The sequence below is a fragment of the Staphylococcus sp. MZ3 genome, assembly GCF_018622755.1.
In the GTDB taxonomy this organism is placed as follows: Bacteria; Bacillota; Bacilli; order Staphylococcales; family Staphylococcaceae; genus Staphylococcus; species Staphylococcus aureus.
Window position 1 is genome coordinate 1,346,511 of the sequence record NZ_CP076026.1, and the last position, 16,441, is coordinate 1,362,951.

The 16,441-nt window shown below is 30.9% G+C and carries 18 protein-coding genes; 12 read left to right on the forward strand and 6 right to left on the reverse strand.

What is annotated here, in order from left to right; all coding sequences use genetic code 11:
• Positions 1-36: 36 nt before the first annotated feature.
• Genes KI230_RS06555 through KI230_RS06570 form a run of 4 tightly spaced genes read left to right on the forward strand, consistent with a single transcriptional unit; the run spans position 37 to position 3,339 of the window.
• Positions 37-945, forward strand: coding sequence for an ABC transporter ATP-binding protein (locus KI230_RS06555; RefSeq protein WP_072384901.1), 909 nt, complete (start codon positions 37-39; stop codon positions 943-945).
• Entirely contained in the window at positions 914-1,645 is a 732-nt protein-coding gene (locus KI230_RS06560) for an ABC transporter permease (protein ID WP_000603963.1), read from the forward strand. Before KI230_RS06555 ends, KI230_RS06560 begins: the two co-directional genes overlap by 32 nt.
• A gap of 3 nt (positions 1,646-1,648) precedes the next feature.
• Positions 1,649-2,740 (forward strand): sensor histidine kinase, encoded by a 1,092-nt coding sequence (locus tag KI230_RS06565; RefSeq protein ID WP_000670307.1) that lies wholly within the window; start codon positions 1,649-1,651, stop codon positions 2,738-2,740.
• Positions 2,737-3,339 carry a response regulator gene (locus KI230_RS06570; RefSeq protein ID WP_000202390.1) on the forward strand — a complete coding sequence of 201 codons (603 nt, stop codon included), beginning with the start codon at positions 2,737-2,739 and terminating at the stop codon, positions 3,337-3,339. Before KI230_RS06565 ends, KI230_RS06570 begins: the two co-directional genes overlap by 4 nt.
• A 112-nt stretch (positions 3,340-3,451) precedes the next feature.
• On the opposite strand, the gene KI230_RS06575 is transcribed toward KI230_RS06570, so the two are convergent.
• The gene (locus tag KI230_RS06575; RefSeq protein ID WP_001027139.1) at positions 3,452-3,640 is read right to left on the reverse strand and encodes a hypothetical protein; all 189 of its coding nucleotides are present in this window, start codon (positions 3,638-3,640) and stop codon (positions 3,452-3,454) included.
• A 138-nt stretch (positions 3,641-3,778) separates the two neighbouring features.
• Between KI230_RS06575 and nucI the strand changes: the two genes are divergently transcribed.
• A complete protein-coding gene (nucI, locus tag KI230_RS06580) occupies positions 3,779-4,312 on the forward strand; it encodes a thermonuclease NucI (RefSeq protein WP_214958351.1) in 534 nt (177 codons plus the stop codon).
• Between the two features lie 142 nt (positions 4,313-4,454).
• Here the strand turns inward: nucI and KI230_RS06585 are convergent, their stop codons facing one another.
• Positions 4,455-5,309, reverse strand: a complete 855-nt coding sequence (locus KI230_RS06585) for a hypothetical protein (protein ID WP_000011823.1) — start codon at positions 5,307-5,309, stop codon at positions 4,455-4,457.
• A 330-nt stretch (positions 5,310-5,639) separates the two neighbouring features.
• Here KI230_RS06585 and KI230_RS06590 point away from each other — a divergent pair, with 330 nt between their 5' ends.
• Positions 5,640-6,215, forward strand: a complete 576-nt coding sequence (locus KI230_RS06590; protein ID WP_001803470.1) for a hypothetical protein — start codon at positions 5,640-5,642, stop codon at positions 6,213-6,215.
• Positions 6,216-6,268: 53 nt separating this feature from the next.
• On the opposite strand, the gene KI230_RS06595 is transcribed toward KI230_RS06590, so the two are convergent.
• Positions 6,269-7,651 carry an aspartate kinase gene (locus KI230_RS06595; RefSeq protein WP_214958352.1) on the reverse strand — a complete coding sequence of 461 codons (1,383 nt, stop codon included), beginning with the start codon at positions 7,649-7,651 and terminating at the stop codon, positions 6,269-6,271.
• A 190-nt stretch (positions 7,652-7,841) separates the two neighbouring features.
• On the opposite strand from KI230_RS06595, the gene KI230_RS06600 reads away from it, so the two are divergent.
• The 4 genes from KI230_RS06600 to KI230_RS06615 are packed head-to-tail and all read left to right on the forward strand — an operon-like array spanning position 7,842 to position 11,966.
• Complete coding sequence (locus KI230_RS06600) at positions 7,842-9,122, forward strand: homoserine dehydrogenase (protein ID WP_000735864.1); 1,281 nt, start codon at positions 7,842-7,844, stop codon at positions 9,120-9,122.
• Positions 9,123-9,127: 5 nt separating this feature from the next.
• On the forward strand, positions 9,128-10,189 hold the full coding sequence (thrC, locus tag KI230_RS06605) for a threonine synthase (protein ID WP_001255460.1): 1,062 nt from the start codon (positions 9,128-9,130) through the stop codon (positions 10,187-10,189).
• A 1-nt stretch (position 10,190) separates the two neighbouring features.
• Positions 10,191-11,105 (forward strand): homoserine kinase, encoded by a 915-nt coding sequence (thrB, locus tag KI230_RS06610; protein ID WP_000073182.1) that lies wholly within the window; start codon positions 10,191-10,193, stop codon positions 11,103-11,105.
• 57 nt (positions 11,106-11,162) lie between these two features.
• Positions 11,163-11,966 carry a Cof-type HAD-IIB family hydrolase gene (locus KI230_RS06615; protein ID WP_000186313.1) on the forward strand — a complete coding sequence of 268 codons (804 nt, stop codon included), beginning with the start codon at positions 11,163-11,165 and terminating at the stop codon, positions 11,964-11,966.
• Positions 11,967-12,258: 292 nt separating this feature from the next.
• Here the strand turns inward: KI230_RS06615 and KI230_RS06620 are convergent, their stop codons facing one another.
• The 3 genes from KI230_RS06620 to KI230_RS06630 all read right to left on the reverse strand — a co-directional run bounded on the left by KI230_RS06620 (position 12,259) and on the right by KI230_RS06630 (position 14,253).
• Positions 12,259-12,573 (reverse strand): hypothetical protein, encoded by a 315-nt coding sequence (locus KI230_RS06620; RefSeq protein ID WP_000580198.1) that lies wholly within the window; start codon positions 12,571-12,573, stop codon positions 12,259-12,261.
• Positions 12,548-12,652, reverse strand: a complete 105-nt coding sequence (locus KI230_RS06625; protein ID WP_001791424.1) for a hypothetical protein — start codon at positions 12,650-12,652, stop codon at positions 12,548-12,550. The genes KI230_RS06620 and KI230_RS06625 overlap by 26 nt, the downstream gene beginning before the upstream one ends.
• A gap of 146 nt (positions 12,653-12,798) precedes the next feature.
• Positions 12,799-14,253, reverse strand: a complete 1,455-nt coding sequence (locus KI230_RS06630) for an amino acid permease (RefSeq protein WP_000389954.1) — start codon at positions 14,251-14,253, stop codon at positions 12,799-12,801.
• Between the two features lie 203 nt (positions 14,254-14,456).
• Here KI230_RS06630 and KI230_RS06635 point away from each other — a divergent pair, with 203 nt between their 5' ends.
• The gene (locus tag KI230_RS06635) at positions 14,457-15,974 is read left to right on the forward strand and encodes a catalase (protein WP_000082539.1); all 1,518 of its coding nucleotides are present in this window, start codon (positions 14,457-14,459) and stop codon (positions 15,972-15,974) included.
• A 90-nt stretch (positions 15,975-16,064) separates the two neighbouring features.
• Entirely contained in the window at positions 16,065-16,214 is a 150-nt protein-coding gene (gene rpmG / locus KI230_RS06640) for a 50S ribosomal protein L33 (protein WP_001265708.1), read from the forward strand.
• Positions 16,215-16,441: the final 227 nt, after the last annotated feature.

The window sequence follows — 16,441 nt, forward strand, 5'->3', positions numbered from 1 at the left end:
TAAATTTACTAATATTAAATTAAGAAAAAAATAGAGGTGATTAAATTGATTCAAATATCTAATATCAACAAGTCATTTAATAAAAGATGTGTTCTAAAAAATATTTCGTTCGATATTGAACAAGGTAAATGTATCGCTTTAATTGGAAAAAATGGTGCTGGAAAGTCAACGTTAATTGATATATTAATTGGTAATGTTAATGCTAATTCTGGTGAGATATTTGATAAAGACAAGTTATTACAAAGTGAAAATCGCAGTATAATGTTCCAAAAAACGATGTTTCCAGATCAATTAAAGGTTATTGAGATTATCAACTTATATCAATCATTTTACGAAAATCCATTACCATTGGAAGAAATAATAGAACTGACGAAATTTGATTCTAGTCAACTGAACCAATTTGTAAATAAACTTTCTGGTGGTCAACAACGATTACTCGATTTTGTATTATCTTTAATCGGACAACCACAATTGATCTTATTAGATGAACCAACATCGACTATGGATATAGAAATTAGAGAATATTTTTGGTCAATTATTGAAAATTTAAAAGAAGATAATCGAACGATACTCTATACATCGCACTATATTGAAGAAGTCGAACGTATGTCAGACAAAATTATTCTCATTGAAAATGGAGAAATCAAACTTAATGATTCAACGTCACATATTAGAACCAATCAGCAATCTCAGATTACGTTATCCGATGAATATAAAAGAAAGTTAAAACCAGATAAAGATGATTTAGTTATTCAAAAAAATCATAATGGCACTATCAAAATTATTACTTCAAATGTAAATGATACGATTTTATATCTTCAACAACTTCATATTAATTTGGATGATATTGAAATACAAAAAGTCTCAATTGTTGATTCATACTTCAACAATAAAAAGCAAAGGGGATCTAATTATGATACTAAGTTACTTGAAAATCGAATTTAAAGTTATACTGCGTAAAAAAACAACATTAATATTATCTATTTTATTTCCTGTTATTTTCTATATATTATTTACTTCGATATTGAATTTGCCGGAAGATGTTAAACCTAAATTTTATAAAGAGTATATGTATAGTATGACGGTTTATAGTTTGTTAAGTTTTAGTTTACTAACTTTTCCATTAGATATTATTAATGAAAAACAAAATGAATGGCGCCAAAGATTAATGGTAACACCATTTACTTTTACTAGTTATTATATTTCAAAAGTAGTGAAAACTATGCTGCAATTTGCAATAGCGATATTAGTTATTTTTATGGTTGGACATTTTTATAAAGGTGTTGCAATGAGTGCAGTTCAATGGTTAGAGTCAGGAATATTTTTATGGTTAGGTGCGTCTCTATTAATAACTTTTGGCATATTATTTTCTTTGTTAAATGATATTCAAAAAACAAGTGCTTTAGCTAATATCGTAACAATTGGTTTAGCAGTATTAGGTGGATTGTGGTTTCCGATAAACACATTTCCAAATTGGCTTCAACATGTTGCTCATGTTTTACCGAGCTATCATTTGCGTAAACTAGGTGTAGATATTGCTTCAAATCATCATATCAATTTAATATCATTTGCTATAATACTCTTGTATGCTTTAGGGAGTATAATAGCAGTATATTGTATTAGTCATTTTAAAAGGGCGGAATAAAATATGAAATTTTTAAAAGATACTTCAATTGCTGAAATATCGTCTATACTTTATCTGATTTTTCCTATTGCCGGTATATTTTTTAATGAAGTATATGGTCCCAAATGGTTGTATATTATATCAGTCATTGTCTTTTCGTTGTCGTATCTTATATTAGTTATAGTAAATAATAGACTTAATACATTAATGTTTTACATTTTGTTGATTATTCATTATTTTATTATTTGTTATTTTGTTTTCAGTGTACATCCAATGCTAAGTTTGTTTTTCTTTTATAGTGCTTTTGCCGTTCCATTTACTTTTAAAAATAATGTTAAAAAAACGGCAACTAATCTTTTCATACTAACAATGATTATATGTACAATAATAACGTACTTATTGTATAACAACTATTTTGTTGCAATGATGGTTTATTATGTCGTTATATCGTTAATAATGCTAGATAATTTTAAAAAAATGAAAAACCGTGAATATCAAAAAGAAATAGCAGAAAAAAATAGACATATTAATACATTAATTGCTGAACAAGAGCGACATAGAATTGGTCAAGACTTACATGATACGTTAGGGCATGTGTTTGCAAGTTTATCATTAAAATCAGAATTAGCTTATAAACTAATAGATACTGATGTAGAAAAAGTAAAAGCTGAATTATTAGCAATTAATAAATTATCTCGTGAATCATTGAACAAAGTTCGAGAAATTATTGATGATGTAAAATTACCATCATTTATTGAAGAGATTGATAGTATACGTAAAGTTTTAAAAGATGCTGATATTGATTTTACATTTGAAAATAAAGAATTAGCGCAAGTATTAAGTCCTACTAAACAATCTATGTTAGTTATGATTACGCGTGAAGCGATAAATAATGTTATTAAACATGCAAATGCTTCAAAAGTTCATGGTAAATTAAAAACTGTAAACAATCATAAATTACTGCTTATGATTGAAGATGATGGCAAAGGTATCGATAGTGATTGTGAGGTGAAAAGTATTTCACAGCGTGTACAACATTTAAATGGAACTTTAGCAGTCGACTCAACAAATGGAACTAAAATAATCATTGAAATCTCAACAGGAGGAATAGCATGACATCTTTAATTATTGCAGAAGATCAAAATATGTTACGACAGGCAATGGTTCAATTAATTAAACTACATGGTGATTTTGAAATTTTAGCAGATACTGATAATGGTCTCGATGCAATGAAACTTATTGAAGAATATAATCCTAACGTTGTTATTTTAGATATAGAAATGCCAGGCATGACTGGACTTGAAGTTTTAGCGGAAATTAGAAAAAAGCATTTGAATATTAAAGTGATTATTGTAACAACTTTTAAAAGACCGGGATACTTTGAAAAAGCAGTTGTGAATGATGTGGATGCATATGTTTTAAAAGAACGTTCTATAGAAGAATTGGTGGAAACCATTAATAAAGTAAATAACGGAGAGAAAGAATATAGCGCCACATTGATGACTTCATTTTTTGTAGATAAAAACCCATTAACGCCCAAAGAACAAATTGTATTAAGGGAAATTGGCAATGGTTTAAGTAGTAAAGAAATAAGTGAAAAATTATTTTTGACAGATGGAACAGTTAGAAATTATACATCTGTTATAATTGATAAATTATTTGCAGATAATCGTTTTGATGCTTGGAAAAAGGCAAATGAAAAAGGTTGGATCTAAATATAAACAAAAAAGTATTGAGTGTTTTGATTTAAGAGACTTTGAAAGTGAGTCAATAATCAAAATCTTACTCAATACTTTTATTTTGGTACTCGCAAGTTAGATTTGTTAACTAATGTTTTCGTTTATTATAAAACGAAACAATCAGGTAAACGATAAAGCCTGCAAAGATACCCAATAAAATTGATAGTACTGCCGTCACTATTAATGGTAATTTGAAAAATATTTGTAGGAAAATACCAATAATAATTGCGATAATTACTGCAATTAATGTGACTGTATTTTCATTTGAAATGTTCATTCATTTTCACTCCTTAACAATAACATTATATCATGCTATAGCTTTCCAAAATATTGAAATATGTAGATATGGCTATTGACGATATTTCTTAACTTTTATATGATTAATCGGAATGAAAAAAGAGAAGTAGGTGGCAAAATGAAGTCAAATAAATCGCTTGCTATGATTGTGGTAGCCATCATTATTGTAGGTGTATTAGCATTTCAATTTATGAATCATACGGGTCCTTTTAAAAAGGGAACAAATTATGAAACTGTACAAGATTTAAATGGTAAAGATAAAGTACATGTTCAAAGAGTTGTGGATGGTGATACATTTATTGCAAATCAAAATGGTAAAGAAATTAAAGTTAGGCTTATAGGGGTTGATACGCCAGAAACGGTGAAACCGAATACGCCTGTACAACCATTTGGCAAAGAAGCATCAAATTATAGTAAGAAGACATTAACAAATCAAGATGTTTATTTAGAATATGATAAAGAAAAACAAGATCGCTATGGTAGAACATTGGCGTATGTATGGATAAGTAAAGATCGTATGTACAATAAGGAATTAGTGGAAAAGGGACTTGCTAGAGAGAAGTATTTTTCACCAAATGGCAAATATAGAAATGTATTTATAGAAGCACAAAATAAAGCTAAACAACAGAAATTAAATATTTGGAGTAAATAATTAAATAGGTGATTATATATATTAAAGTAAAATATACTTGAAGCATCGATTTATTATTACCATAAATTTATATAAAGAAATAATTTAAAGGCATAATAACCATAGTGCGTATCGAGCGTAATGGATTATTATGCCTTTGATTTTACTTGAATATAGCTGTGATTTGATCAACCTGTTCTTTATTTAAAGGGTGTTTAGATAGCTCTATGGCTTCGCTAATAATACGTCGTAACGAAGATTTTGTTGAAACGGTATCAACATATTTATCTCTTTCTTCAGAACCTTGAATGATATTAACTGTACCATCACTAAAGTAAATAACACCGGTACTTTGGACTTTAAAGTTAAAGTTTTGTTCAATATGATCCTTTAATGCTTTAGCATTATTAGCTGCTAATTGATACGGATCATAGTCATAAAAATCATAAATAACACGATTTGGTTGAACTGTTTCTGTAAAAGTATAGATAGACTTTCTTGATGAATTAAACTGATCATGATATTGCTGGCTAATGTAATGACCGACAACTTTTTCAATATTACTATTGCTTATTTCTGTATCATGCTCATCAGGTACATCAAAGTGATAAAATGTTTTTTCACCCCAGCTTTTTACATCAACGTTTATTAAACCGATATCTGAAACAATGATAAAATCAAATGAACGTGCATACTCGAAAAACGGATGTTTAGTAGCTAAATTGCTTGTAACGATAATATCGTAATATTTTAATTTACCATTTTCGAGATAGCTATCTAAAATCTTGCGTAATTCTCTTTTAGCATTTTTGTATGCATGGTGGCCAACATCATTATTAGAACTCAGCATTTGACTTCTTAATTCAGCATTTTCTGCACTTAATGCTTTGTTCTTTTTAATAAGTTGCTTTCTTGCATAAACTTCGGTATCTATTTTACTATTACTATACCTTTGATTTAAAACTAATATACCAATTAATGCTACAATGATAATGATAAGTACAACATAAAAAGACATTTTTTCACCAATCCTTTTTGACTTCTTTAACTTTGTATACAATAATAATTAATAAAGATTAATTGTTATTCAATTTCCCACATTTTTATTAGTTGATTTTAGTTCATCATTGTTATAATCAAATTATAAACTGACAGATATTGATGTTCAATGAATATGACGTGAAAGATTCGTGAATTCAAGTTTATGTCGAATTTATGTTATAACGGTCATTTAAATGACAGAATTAGGTCACTCATAGTATTTTGAAGATTGAATTCATTAATTTTAAAATGTATAATGATATTTGTGAAAGCGCTTGCTTAGGAGGTGTATTTGAGAGTGAATGAAATGAATGCTAAAGAACAATTAGTGGACAATTTAATGAAAACATCATCGCAATTATTTAAATTTCACGGTGAAGTTGCCATGCAGCTTTTCTTAAATGATGAATTAAAATTACCTTCTATTGTTGAAATATGCGTGGAACGTAAGCGTTTAAGTGATATTGTGAAAGTTATTCCGCAATCATATGCGTTACTATACATAGATAAGCAAGATCAAGCAATAGCTAAAGAAGATTTATCACTTTCAAAAATTGCAAAAGTTTATGTGCAATATGATGATACAACAATAATGAGTATTTTCGTTTATGATGTAGTAAACGATGAATGGATTTTTAGATTGGATCCGAATATACGTATACCTAAGAGTAACATTTACTTCCATAGTTTAAATTGGGATGTGGATTATATTAAACCGGAAATCGTTCTAATGTATGATTTAATGCAACACCATCAGTATCATCATTATTCCAATTATAAACGTGTCATAGATGCATTAAGCTACTATCAATTTTTTATTTTAAAATTTGTAGTAGGTGAGCAACGTATTAAGGATGCAATCCAGAGAACAATAAATAATTAAGAAAAAGCAATTCATAACGCAGTTGAATACATGTGTTACGAATTGCTTTTATATTAGTTTTTATCACACAAGTTTTTTAATGCAACCCCGTGATAGCAAAACTCATATGTAGATAATACAGCTTTTTCAGCATCATCTACATGAATTCCAAACATCATCGAGATTTCCGAAGCACCTTGGTTAATCATTTTTAAGTTAATTTTTGATTCAGCTAAGGCATGTGTAATTTTATTTGCAGTACCGATGACTTTATTCATACCTTCGCCGACAATCATTAAAATTGCTAAATCATGCTCAATACTTAGCTCATCAACATCACATTTTTGACGAATTTCATTTAATACTTTTGTTTCTTTATTTTGAATTTGTTTTGAGCGCATAACGATACTGATAGTATCAATACCTGAAGGCATATGATCAAATGAAATATTATTATCCTCTAAGACACCTAATATCTTTCTAGTAAAGCCGACTTGTCTATTCATTAAATACTTTTTGATATTAATAACGGTAAAATCTTTATCACAACTTATACCGCTAATCACATTTTTCGCATTTATTTCTCTATCATGCACTATAAATGTACCTTTATCTTGAGGGCGGTTCGTATTTTTAATCACCACAGGGATGCGATCTTTATAAAGTGGTTGTAAGGCTTCATCATGGAAAACACTAAAACCAGCATAAGATAATTCACGCATTTCTCGATAAGTGATTTCTTCGATTAATTCAGGATCTTTGATGATATTTGGATTAGCTTTATAAATACCAGACACATCGGTTAAATTTTCATAAATTGTAGCTCTAACACCACTTGATATGATGGCGCCAGTTATATCTGATCCGCCACGTGGAAATGTAACTATATATCCTTCATGAGATACGCCGAAAAATCCTGGGATAATTAGTTTCTCATCATAATCTCTTAATTTTTTAATTTCAGAGTAAGCACTATCTAATATTTGTGCTTCTTGTGGGACGTCAGTAACAAAAATACCCGCTTCCTTCGGTGATATATATTTTGTTGGTATACCTTGACTATTATTATATAAAGCTATCAATTGCGCATTAAAATTTTCACCACAAGAAAGTAATGCATCTAATAGTCTCTTCGGTTCATTTTTTAATTGATTAATATAATGTTCCAAAGTCATATCTATCGTCCGTAAAATACTTTCATCCATTTGCAATTCTTTTACAATATCATCATAACGCTGAATAATTTCTCTTTTTTTATCATGATAATCAAGATGATTAATGACCTTTTCATATAATCTGATTAACAAATCAGTTGTTTTAATATCATTATCATGTCTTTTACCTGGAGCAGAAACGATAACAATCTTTCGCTCTGGATCAGAATTAACAATATTTAAAACCTTTTTAATTTGAGTAGCATTGGAGACGGAGCTACCACCGAATTTGGAAACTTTCATAGTGCATGCCAACCTTTCTAAAAAATCAGAAAATTGTATTCAGTTTTGTAAGTAAGAATGATATTATGTATTTATATTTTGAATATTACGAACTTTACAAAAATAAAGAATAATTCTATACTATACTATCATCTAGTGTTTTTCAATAATACATTTGTTTTTCTCAAAAGCACAAACGGAGGTACATAAAATGAAAAAATTAAATATAGCATTATTAGGATTAGGTACTGTCGGATCTGGTGTTGTTAAAATCATCGAAGAGAACCGACAGCAAATTCAAGATACATTAAATAAAGATATTGTCATAAAGCATATTCTTGTTCGAGATAAATCTAAAAAGAGACCGCTAAATATTAGCCAATATCATTTAACTGAAGATGTTAATGAAATTTTAAATGATGATTCATTAGATATTATCGTTGAAGTCATGGGAGGAATTGAACCAACTGTAGATTGGTTAAGAACAGCACTTAAAAATAAAAAACATGTTATTACCGCGAATAAAGATTTATTAGCAGTACATCTTAAACTTTTAGAAGATTTAGCAGAAGAAAATGGTGTAGCTTTAAAGTTTGAAGCGAGTGTAGCAGGTGGTATTCCGATCGTAAATGCCATAAATAATGGTTTGAATGCGAATAATATTTCAAAATTTATGGGAATTTTAAATGGTACCTCTAATTTTATTTTATCTAAAATGACTAAAGAGCAAACGACATTTGAGGAAGCACTTGATGAAGCGAAAAGACTTGGTTTTGCTGAAGCGGATCCAACTGATGATGTAGAAGGGGTAGATGCAGCGCGTAAAGTTGTCATTACATCATATTTATCATTTAACCAAGTCATTAAATTAAACGACGTTAAACGAAGAGGAATTAGTGGCGTAACTTTAACTGATATTAATGTAGCCGATCAACTGGGGTATAAAATTAAATTGATTGGTAAGGGAATATATGAAAATGGCAAAGTTAATGCATCGGTAGAACCAACGTTAATTGATAAAAAGCATCAATTAGCAGCTGTAGAGGATGAATATAACGCGATTTATGTCATTGGTGATGCTGTTGGTGACACGATGTTTTATGGAAAAGGAGCAGGCAGTTTAGCAACAGGTAGTGCCGTTGTCAGTGATTTATTGAATGTAGCATTATTCTTTGAATCAGATTTACACACATTGCCACCACATTTTGAATTAAAGACAGATAAAACAAGGGAAATGATGGATTCAGATGCAGAAATTAATATTAAAGAAAAATCCAATTTCTTTGTAGTAGTGAATCATGTCAAAGGTTCAATTGAAAATTTTGAAAATGAGTTAAAAGCAATATTACCATTTCACCGATCATTAAGAGTTGCAAATTACGATAATCAATCATATGCCGCTGTTATAGTTGGATTGGAATCATCACCGGAAGAATTAATCACTAAGCATGGATACGAAGTTGACAAAGTATACCCAGTAGAAGGAGTTTAATTATAATGAGAAGATGGCAAGGATTAGTAGAAGAGTTTAAAGCACATTTACCAGTAAATGAAAATACACCAAAATTAACATTGAACGAGGGAAATACACCACTCATTCATTGTGAAAATATGTCTAAAATACTAGGTATAGATTTATATGTGAAGTATGAAGGTGCCAATCCGACAGGTTCATTTAAAGATCGCGGTATGGTAATGGCTGTGACAAAAGCAAAAGAGCAAGGTAAGAAAATTGTAATATGCGCTTCGACTGGAAATACATCAGCGTCTGCAGCAGCATATGCAGCGAGAGCAGGTTTAAAAGCTATCGTCGTAATACCAGAAGGTAAAATTGCATTAGGTAAATTGTCGCAAGCAGTAATGTATGGTGCAGAAATCGTTTCTATTGAAGGAAACTTTGATGAAGCTTTAGAAATTGTAAAAGAAATTGCAAAAAGTGGCGAAATCGAGCTTGTAAACTCTGTCAATCCATTTAGAATCGAAGGACAAAAGACAGGCTCATTTGAAATTGTACAACAATTAGACGGTGAAGCACCTGATATTTTAGCGATTCCTGTAGGTAATGCAGGTAATATTACTGCATATTGGAAAGGCTTTAAAGAATATCATGAAGCTAAAGGATCACAATTGCCGAAAATGTTTGGCTTCCAAGCTGAAGGCGCATCACCAATTGTTCAAAATAAAGTCATTAAAAATCCTGAAACGATTGCAACTGCTATTCGAATTGGTAATCCTGCTAGTTGGGATAAGGCGACTAATGCTCTTAAAGAATCAAATGGATTAATAGATAGTGTTACTGATGATGAAATTCTAGAAGCATATCAGTTAATGACAACTAAAGAAGGTGTCTTTAGTGAACCAGCGAGTAATGCTTCTATTGCAGGTTTAATTAAATTGCATAGACAAGGTAAATTACCTCAAGGTAAAAAAGTAGTTGCTATTTTAACTGGTAATGGATTAAAAGATCCTGATACTGCTATTTCACTACTAGATAATCCGATAAAGCCATTGCCAAATGATAAAGATAGCATTATCGATTATATTAAAGGAGCTTTATAACATGTCGAATGTTTTGGAGTTAACAATTCCTGCATCAACAGCCAACCTTGGAGTTGGCTTTGATTCTATAGGTATGGCTTTAGATAAATTTTTGCATCTGTCTGTAAAGGAAACATCAGGGACAAAATGGGAATATATTTTCCATGATGATGCATCTAAGCAATTGCCTACTGACGAAACAAACTTTATTTATCATGTAGCACAACAAGTTGCTTCTAAATATAGTGTTGACTTGCCTAATTTATGTATCGAAATGAGAAGTGATATTCCATTGGCAAGAGGGTTAGGTTCGTCAGCTTCTGCTTTAGTAGGAGCTATATATATCGCAAATTATTTTGGTGATATCCAACTGTCTAAACATGAGGTATTACAATTAGCGACTGAAATCGAAGGACATCCTGATAATGTTGCGCCGACCATTTATGGTGGTTTAATCGCTGGATATTATAATGATGTCTCGAAAGAAACGTCAGTTGCACATATCGACATACCAGACGTGGATGTGATTGTAACGATACCAACTTATGAACTAAAAACAGAAGCATCAAGACGTGCTTTACCACAAAAATTAACACATAGTGAAGCGGTTAAAAGTAGTGCAATTAGTAATACAATGATTTGTGCATTAGCACAGCACAATTATGAATTAGCAGGTAAACTCATGCAACAAGATGGCTTTCATGAACCGTATCGTCAGCATTTAATTGCTGAATTTGATGAAGTGAAAACAATTGCTATTCAACATAATGCCTATGCAACTGTAATTAGTGGTGCTGGACCAACTATTTTAATATTTAGTCGTAAAGAAAATAGTGGGGAATTGGTTCGCTCTTTAAATAGTCAGGTAGTATCATGCCATTCTGAATTGGTCGATATTAATATCAGTGGTGTTAAAGAACGAATTGTATACCAATAGACGCTTTATATTGTAAAATAGTATTAAATGCAGAATAGAGAGGAGATTTAATGCGATATGACAAATTATAAAGTTGTCGTTTTAGATATGGATGACACATTGCTAAATTCAGATAATGTGATATCAGAAGAAACTGCAAATTATTTAACAGCAATTCAAGATGAAGGTTATTATGTTGTTTTAGCATCTGGTAGACCTACTGAAGGTATGATTCCAACTGCTAGAGATTTAAAATTACCTGAACATCATAGCTATATTATTAGTTATAACGGTAGTAAAACGATTAACATGACTAATGAAGAAGTAGAAGTAAGTAAATCGATTGGTAAGCAAGATTTCGATGAAATTGTAGATTATTGTCGAGATAGAGGCTTTTTCGTTCTTACATATCATGATGGTCAAATTATTTACGACAGCGAACATGAGTATATGAATATTGAAGCAGAATTAACAGGTTTACCGATGAAACGTGTTGATGATATCAAAGCGTATATTCAAGGCGATGTACCCAAGGTCATGGGTGTAGATTATGTAGCGAATATTACAGAAGCTAGAATTGATTTGAATGGTGTGTTCAATGATAATGTAGATGCTACGACAAGTAAGCCATTCTTCTTAGAATTTATGGCCAAAGACGTTTCAAAAGGTAATGCAATTAAAGCGTTATGTCACAAATTGGGATATTCGGTGGATCAAGTCATTGCTTTTGGTGATAGTATGAATGATAAATCAATGTTTGAAGTCGCAGGTCTAGCTATTGCTATGGGGAATGCATCAGATGAACTTAAGCAATATGCAAATGAAGTTACGTTGGATCATAATGAAAATGGTATTCCACATGCGCTCAAAAAATTGTTATAAATTTTAAAATAAGCCTTAACACATGATATTTGAATAAGATATCTTGTGGTTAAGGCTTTTTATTTTTGTGAAAATGACTTCAGTTATACTATGGAGGATTTGAAATACATATTTTAGATTAGTAATGATATCAAACGAATAGAGTAAATGTATATTTTTTGAATAAATCAAGTATTAACTAGTCACTGAAGGTAGATAAATAAATTTGATCATTCTGAATAATAACGAATGCATTAAAAAATGCAGTGACAATCTAACATTAATTGTTAAAATCACTGCAAGCATCTTGATTTTATTTAGCTGTTTGTGTCCAGTCATGCTTACCTCTGAAACGTTTTACATGAGCATATATTTGGTCAGCAGTATAATCTAAATTTGTATAAACTGTAATACTGAACGCTGATTGGTTTTCAGCAAATGATTCTTCGGAAAATAATTCCTTTAAGTGCATAAATAAATCATTCATTTGTTTATGGTTTAAACCGGGATATTCCCTTAAAGTTCTCTTTAATAATTGTCCGTTCTTTTCTTCTAATGCTTGAACTACAATAACAAATCTTTCATCTTGCTTTAGCACATCATCAAATAAATTTGTTTGTCCAATCATTGAATTTCACCCCTGAAAAGTTATTGTTATCTATATTATACACGATATGCAAAATATCTAAAATAAAGAATGGTAACATGGTAATAATAAAATATAAACAGAATACTAGTTAATACACTTTATACTAGAAAAAGATATTAAAGTATATCTGCTTTACACCATTAAAAAGCGGCAAATGCTATAGATAATCTAAAGCATCTGCCGTGTGAGAATTTATTTATTTATTTATTTTTGATTGTCATAATCGTGTGGTTTTAAATTAATTGTTTCTAGCTTTACAAATTTTGTTTTGTGAATGATTTTATGAATAAAGTAAATCAACGCTAGAATGATTAAAGGTAAAAAGTTTTTAAAAGCATTTAACCATTGATCTTTTAAAATATATTCAACTGAACCACCAAATAGCAAGAATAATAGCGTAGTGATGACAATGATTGGTCCTAATGGATAAAAAGGTGCTTTATATGGTAGAACCTTATTAGGATCTTGACCTTGTTTTTTAATAGCTTGTCGCAATCGTATTTGTGACCAAATGCTTGATCCCCAAACAACTATAATCATTGAACCAATAATTTCAAGTAAATTAAAAACGGCATTTGAATTAAAGTTTGCATAAATAATAACAATAACAACGACTGCATAAGTTGTTAATAGTGCTCTTAAAGGTAACTTTGTTGTCTTGTTTAATTTACTTAAAAATTGGGGTGCTTTTTTGTCTGAACTTAAGGAATACAACATTCTTCCTGTTGTATAAACACCTGAATTTGCAGCGGATAATAATGAAGTTAAAATAACCGCGTTGATTACTGATGCTGCAAAGGCTATGCCTACTCTATCGAATACAATTGTAAATGGGCTTTGACTTATTGAACTACTTGCTCTTAATAATGATGGATCTGTGTACGGAATAATTGCACCAATTACTGCAATTGATAAGACATAGAATAAAAGAATACGCCAAAATACTTGTTTAATTGCCTTAGGCATAGACTTTTTAGGGTCATCTGATTCACCAGCAGTTACTGCTACTACTTCTGTACCACCAACCGAAAATCCGGCGACTAATAATACGCCTAAGAAACCAGAGATACCACCAACAAACGGTGCTTGGCCTTTTGTATAGTTTTCAAATCCATATGCATGACCACCTAAGATACCAAAAATCATTAAAAAGCCAAAAATAACGAATACGATAATTGTTAACACTTTAATCAATGATAACCAAAACTCAGTTTCTCCAAATGATTTTACAGAAAAAATGTTTAATAATAGTAAAATTGTAATAAAGATTAAGCTCCAAGTAATGGGGTGGAAAAATTTAAATGTGTCCCAGAAATAAAGCACATTTGACGCTACTATGACATCAACACTTGTAACTAATGACCACAATGCCCAATACAACCATCCCATGGTAAAGCCTAGAGATGAGTCAATAAAGCGTGTTGAATAAGAGCTGAATGAACCTGATACTGGATAAAATGTTGCCAACTCTCCAATTGATGACATTAAGAAATATAGCATGACACCAATAACAAGATAAGCGAGTATAGCGCCTCCAGGACCAGCTTGAGAAATGATATTACCAGTAGCTACAAATAGACCAGTCCCAATTGCACCACCTATAGCAATCATGGAAATGTGTCTTGAGTTAAGACTACGGTTCATTTTATTATCTTCCATATTTAGTCTCCCATCTATTTAAATATACCCATTATTGTAAGCTTTTTAAGTGTACTATTCAATAACTATTTAGCACTGTAAAGCGAAAAAATTAAAATTTTCTGATTTTTTAATCATCTTGAGCATGTTTAATTGTAATTCTGATGGGGTTAAATTATAATATGTATTAAATTATAATTATTATAAATTGTGGAGGGATGACTATGTCACAACAAGACAAAAAGTTAACTGGTGTTTTTGGGCATCCAGTATCAGATCGAGAAAATAGTATGACAGCAGGGCCTAGGGGACCTCTTTTAATGCAAGATATTTACTTTTTAGAGCAAATGTCTCAATTTGATAGAGAAGTAATACCAGAACGTCGAATGCATGCCAAAGGTTCTGGTGCATTTGGGACATTTACTGTAACTAAAGATATAACAAAATATACGAATGCTAAAATATTCTCTGAAATAGGTAAGCAAACCGAAATGTTTGCCCGTTTCTCTACTGTAGCAGGAGAACGTGGTGCTGCTGATGCGGAGCGTGACATTCGAGGATTTGCGTTAAAGTTCTACACTGAAGAAGGGAACTGGGATTTAGTAGGGAATAACACACCAGTATTCTTCTTTAGAGATCCAAAGTTATTTGTTAGTTTAAATCGTGCGGTGAAACGAGATCCTAGAACAAATATGAGAGATGCACAAAATAACTGGGATTTCTGGACGGGTCTTCCAGAAGCATTGCACCAAGTAACGATCTTAATGTCAGATAGAGGGATTCCTAAAGATTTACGTCATATGCATGGGTTCGGTTCTCACACATACTCTATGTATAATGATTCTGGTGAACGTGTTTGGGTTAAATTCCATTTTAGAACGCAACAAGGTATTGAAAACTTAACTGATGAAGAAGCTGCTGAAATTATAGCTACAGATCGTGATTCATCTCAACGCGATTTATTCGAAGCCATTGAAAAAGGTGATTATCCAAAATGGACAATGTATATTCAAGTAATGACTGAGGAACAAGCTAAAAACCATAAAGATAATCCATTTGATTTAACAAAAGTATGGTATCACGATGAGTATCCTCTAATTGAAGTTGGAGAGTTTGAATTAAATAGAAATCCAGATAATTACTTTATGGATGTTGAACAAGCTGCGTTTGCACCAACTAATATTATTCCAGGATTAGATTTTTCTCCGGACAAAATGCTGCAAGGGCGTTTATTCTCATATGGCGATGCGCAAAGATATCGATTAGGAGTTAATCATTGGCAGATTCCTGTAAACCAACCTAAAGGTGTTGGTATTGAAAATATTTGTCCTTTTAGTAGAGATGGTCAAATGCGCGTAGTTGACAATAACCAAGGTGGAGGAACACATTATTATCCAAATAACCATGGTAAATTTGATTCTCAACCTGAATATAAAAAGCCACCATTCCCAACTGATGGATACGGCTATGAATATAATCAACGTCAAGATGATGATAATTATTTTGAACAACCAGGTAAATTGTTTAGATTACAATCAGAGGACGCTAAAGAAAGAATTTTTACAAATACAGCAAATGCAATGGAAGGCGTAACGGATGATGTTAAACGACGTCATATTCGTCATTGTTACAAAGCTGACCCAGAATATGGTAAAGGTGTTGCAAAAGCATTAGGTATTGATATAAATTCTATTGATCTTGAAACTGAAAATGATGAAACATACGAAAACTTTGAAAAATAAATTTGATATGTAGTTTCTATATTGCGTAGTTGAGCAGTTTATGATATCATAATAAATCGTAAAGATTCCTAACAAGAGAGGGTGTTTAACGTGCGCGTAAACGTAACATTAGCATGCACAGAATGTGGCGATCGTAACTATATCACTACTAAAAATAAACGTAATAATCCTGAGCGTATTGAAATGAAAAAATATTGCCCAAGATTAAACAAATATACGTTACATCGTGAAACTAAGTAATTCTTATCATTCAAATACGACGATTTGAAAATAAAGCGGGCTTACCTATTATATTGGGGAGCTCGCTTTTTTATGAAATTTTTGTGAAGAGTGATTAACGAATTGAGTTTCATCGATAGAACAATATATGATTGTATTAGTTGTTACTTTATTAAAATTTGAGAATATTTATAGAAGGAAATAGATTACTGATTTTATAAAGTCACTTTGTTAGCGAATGCTCGTTG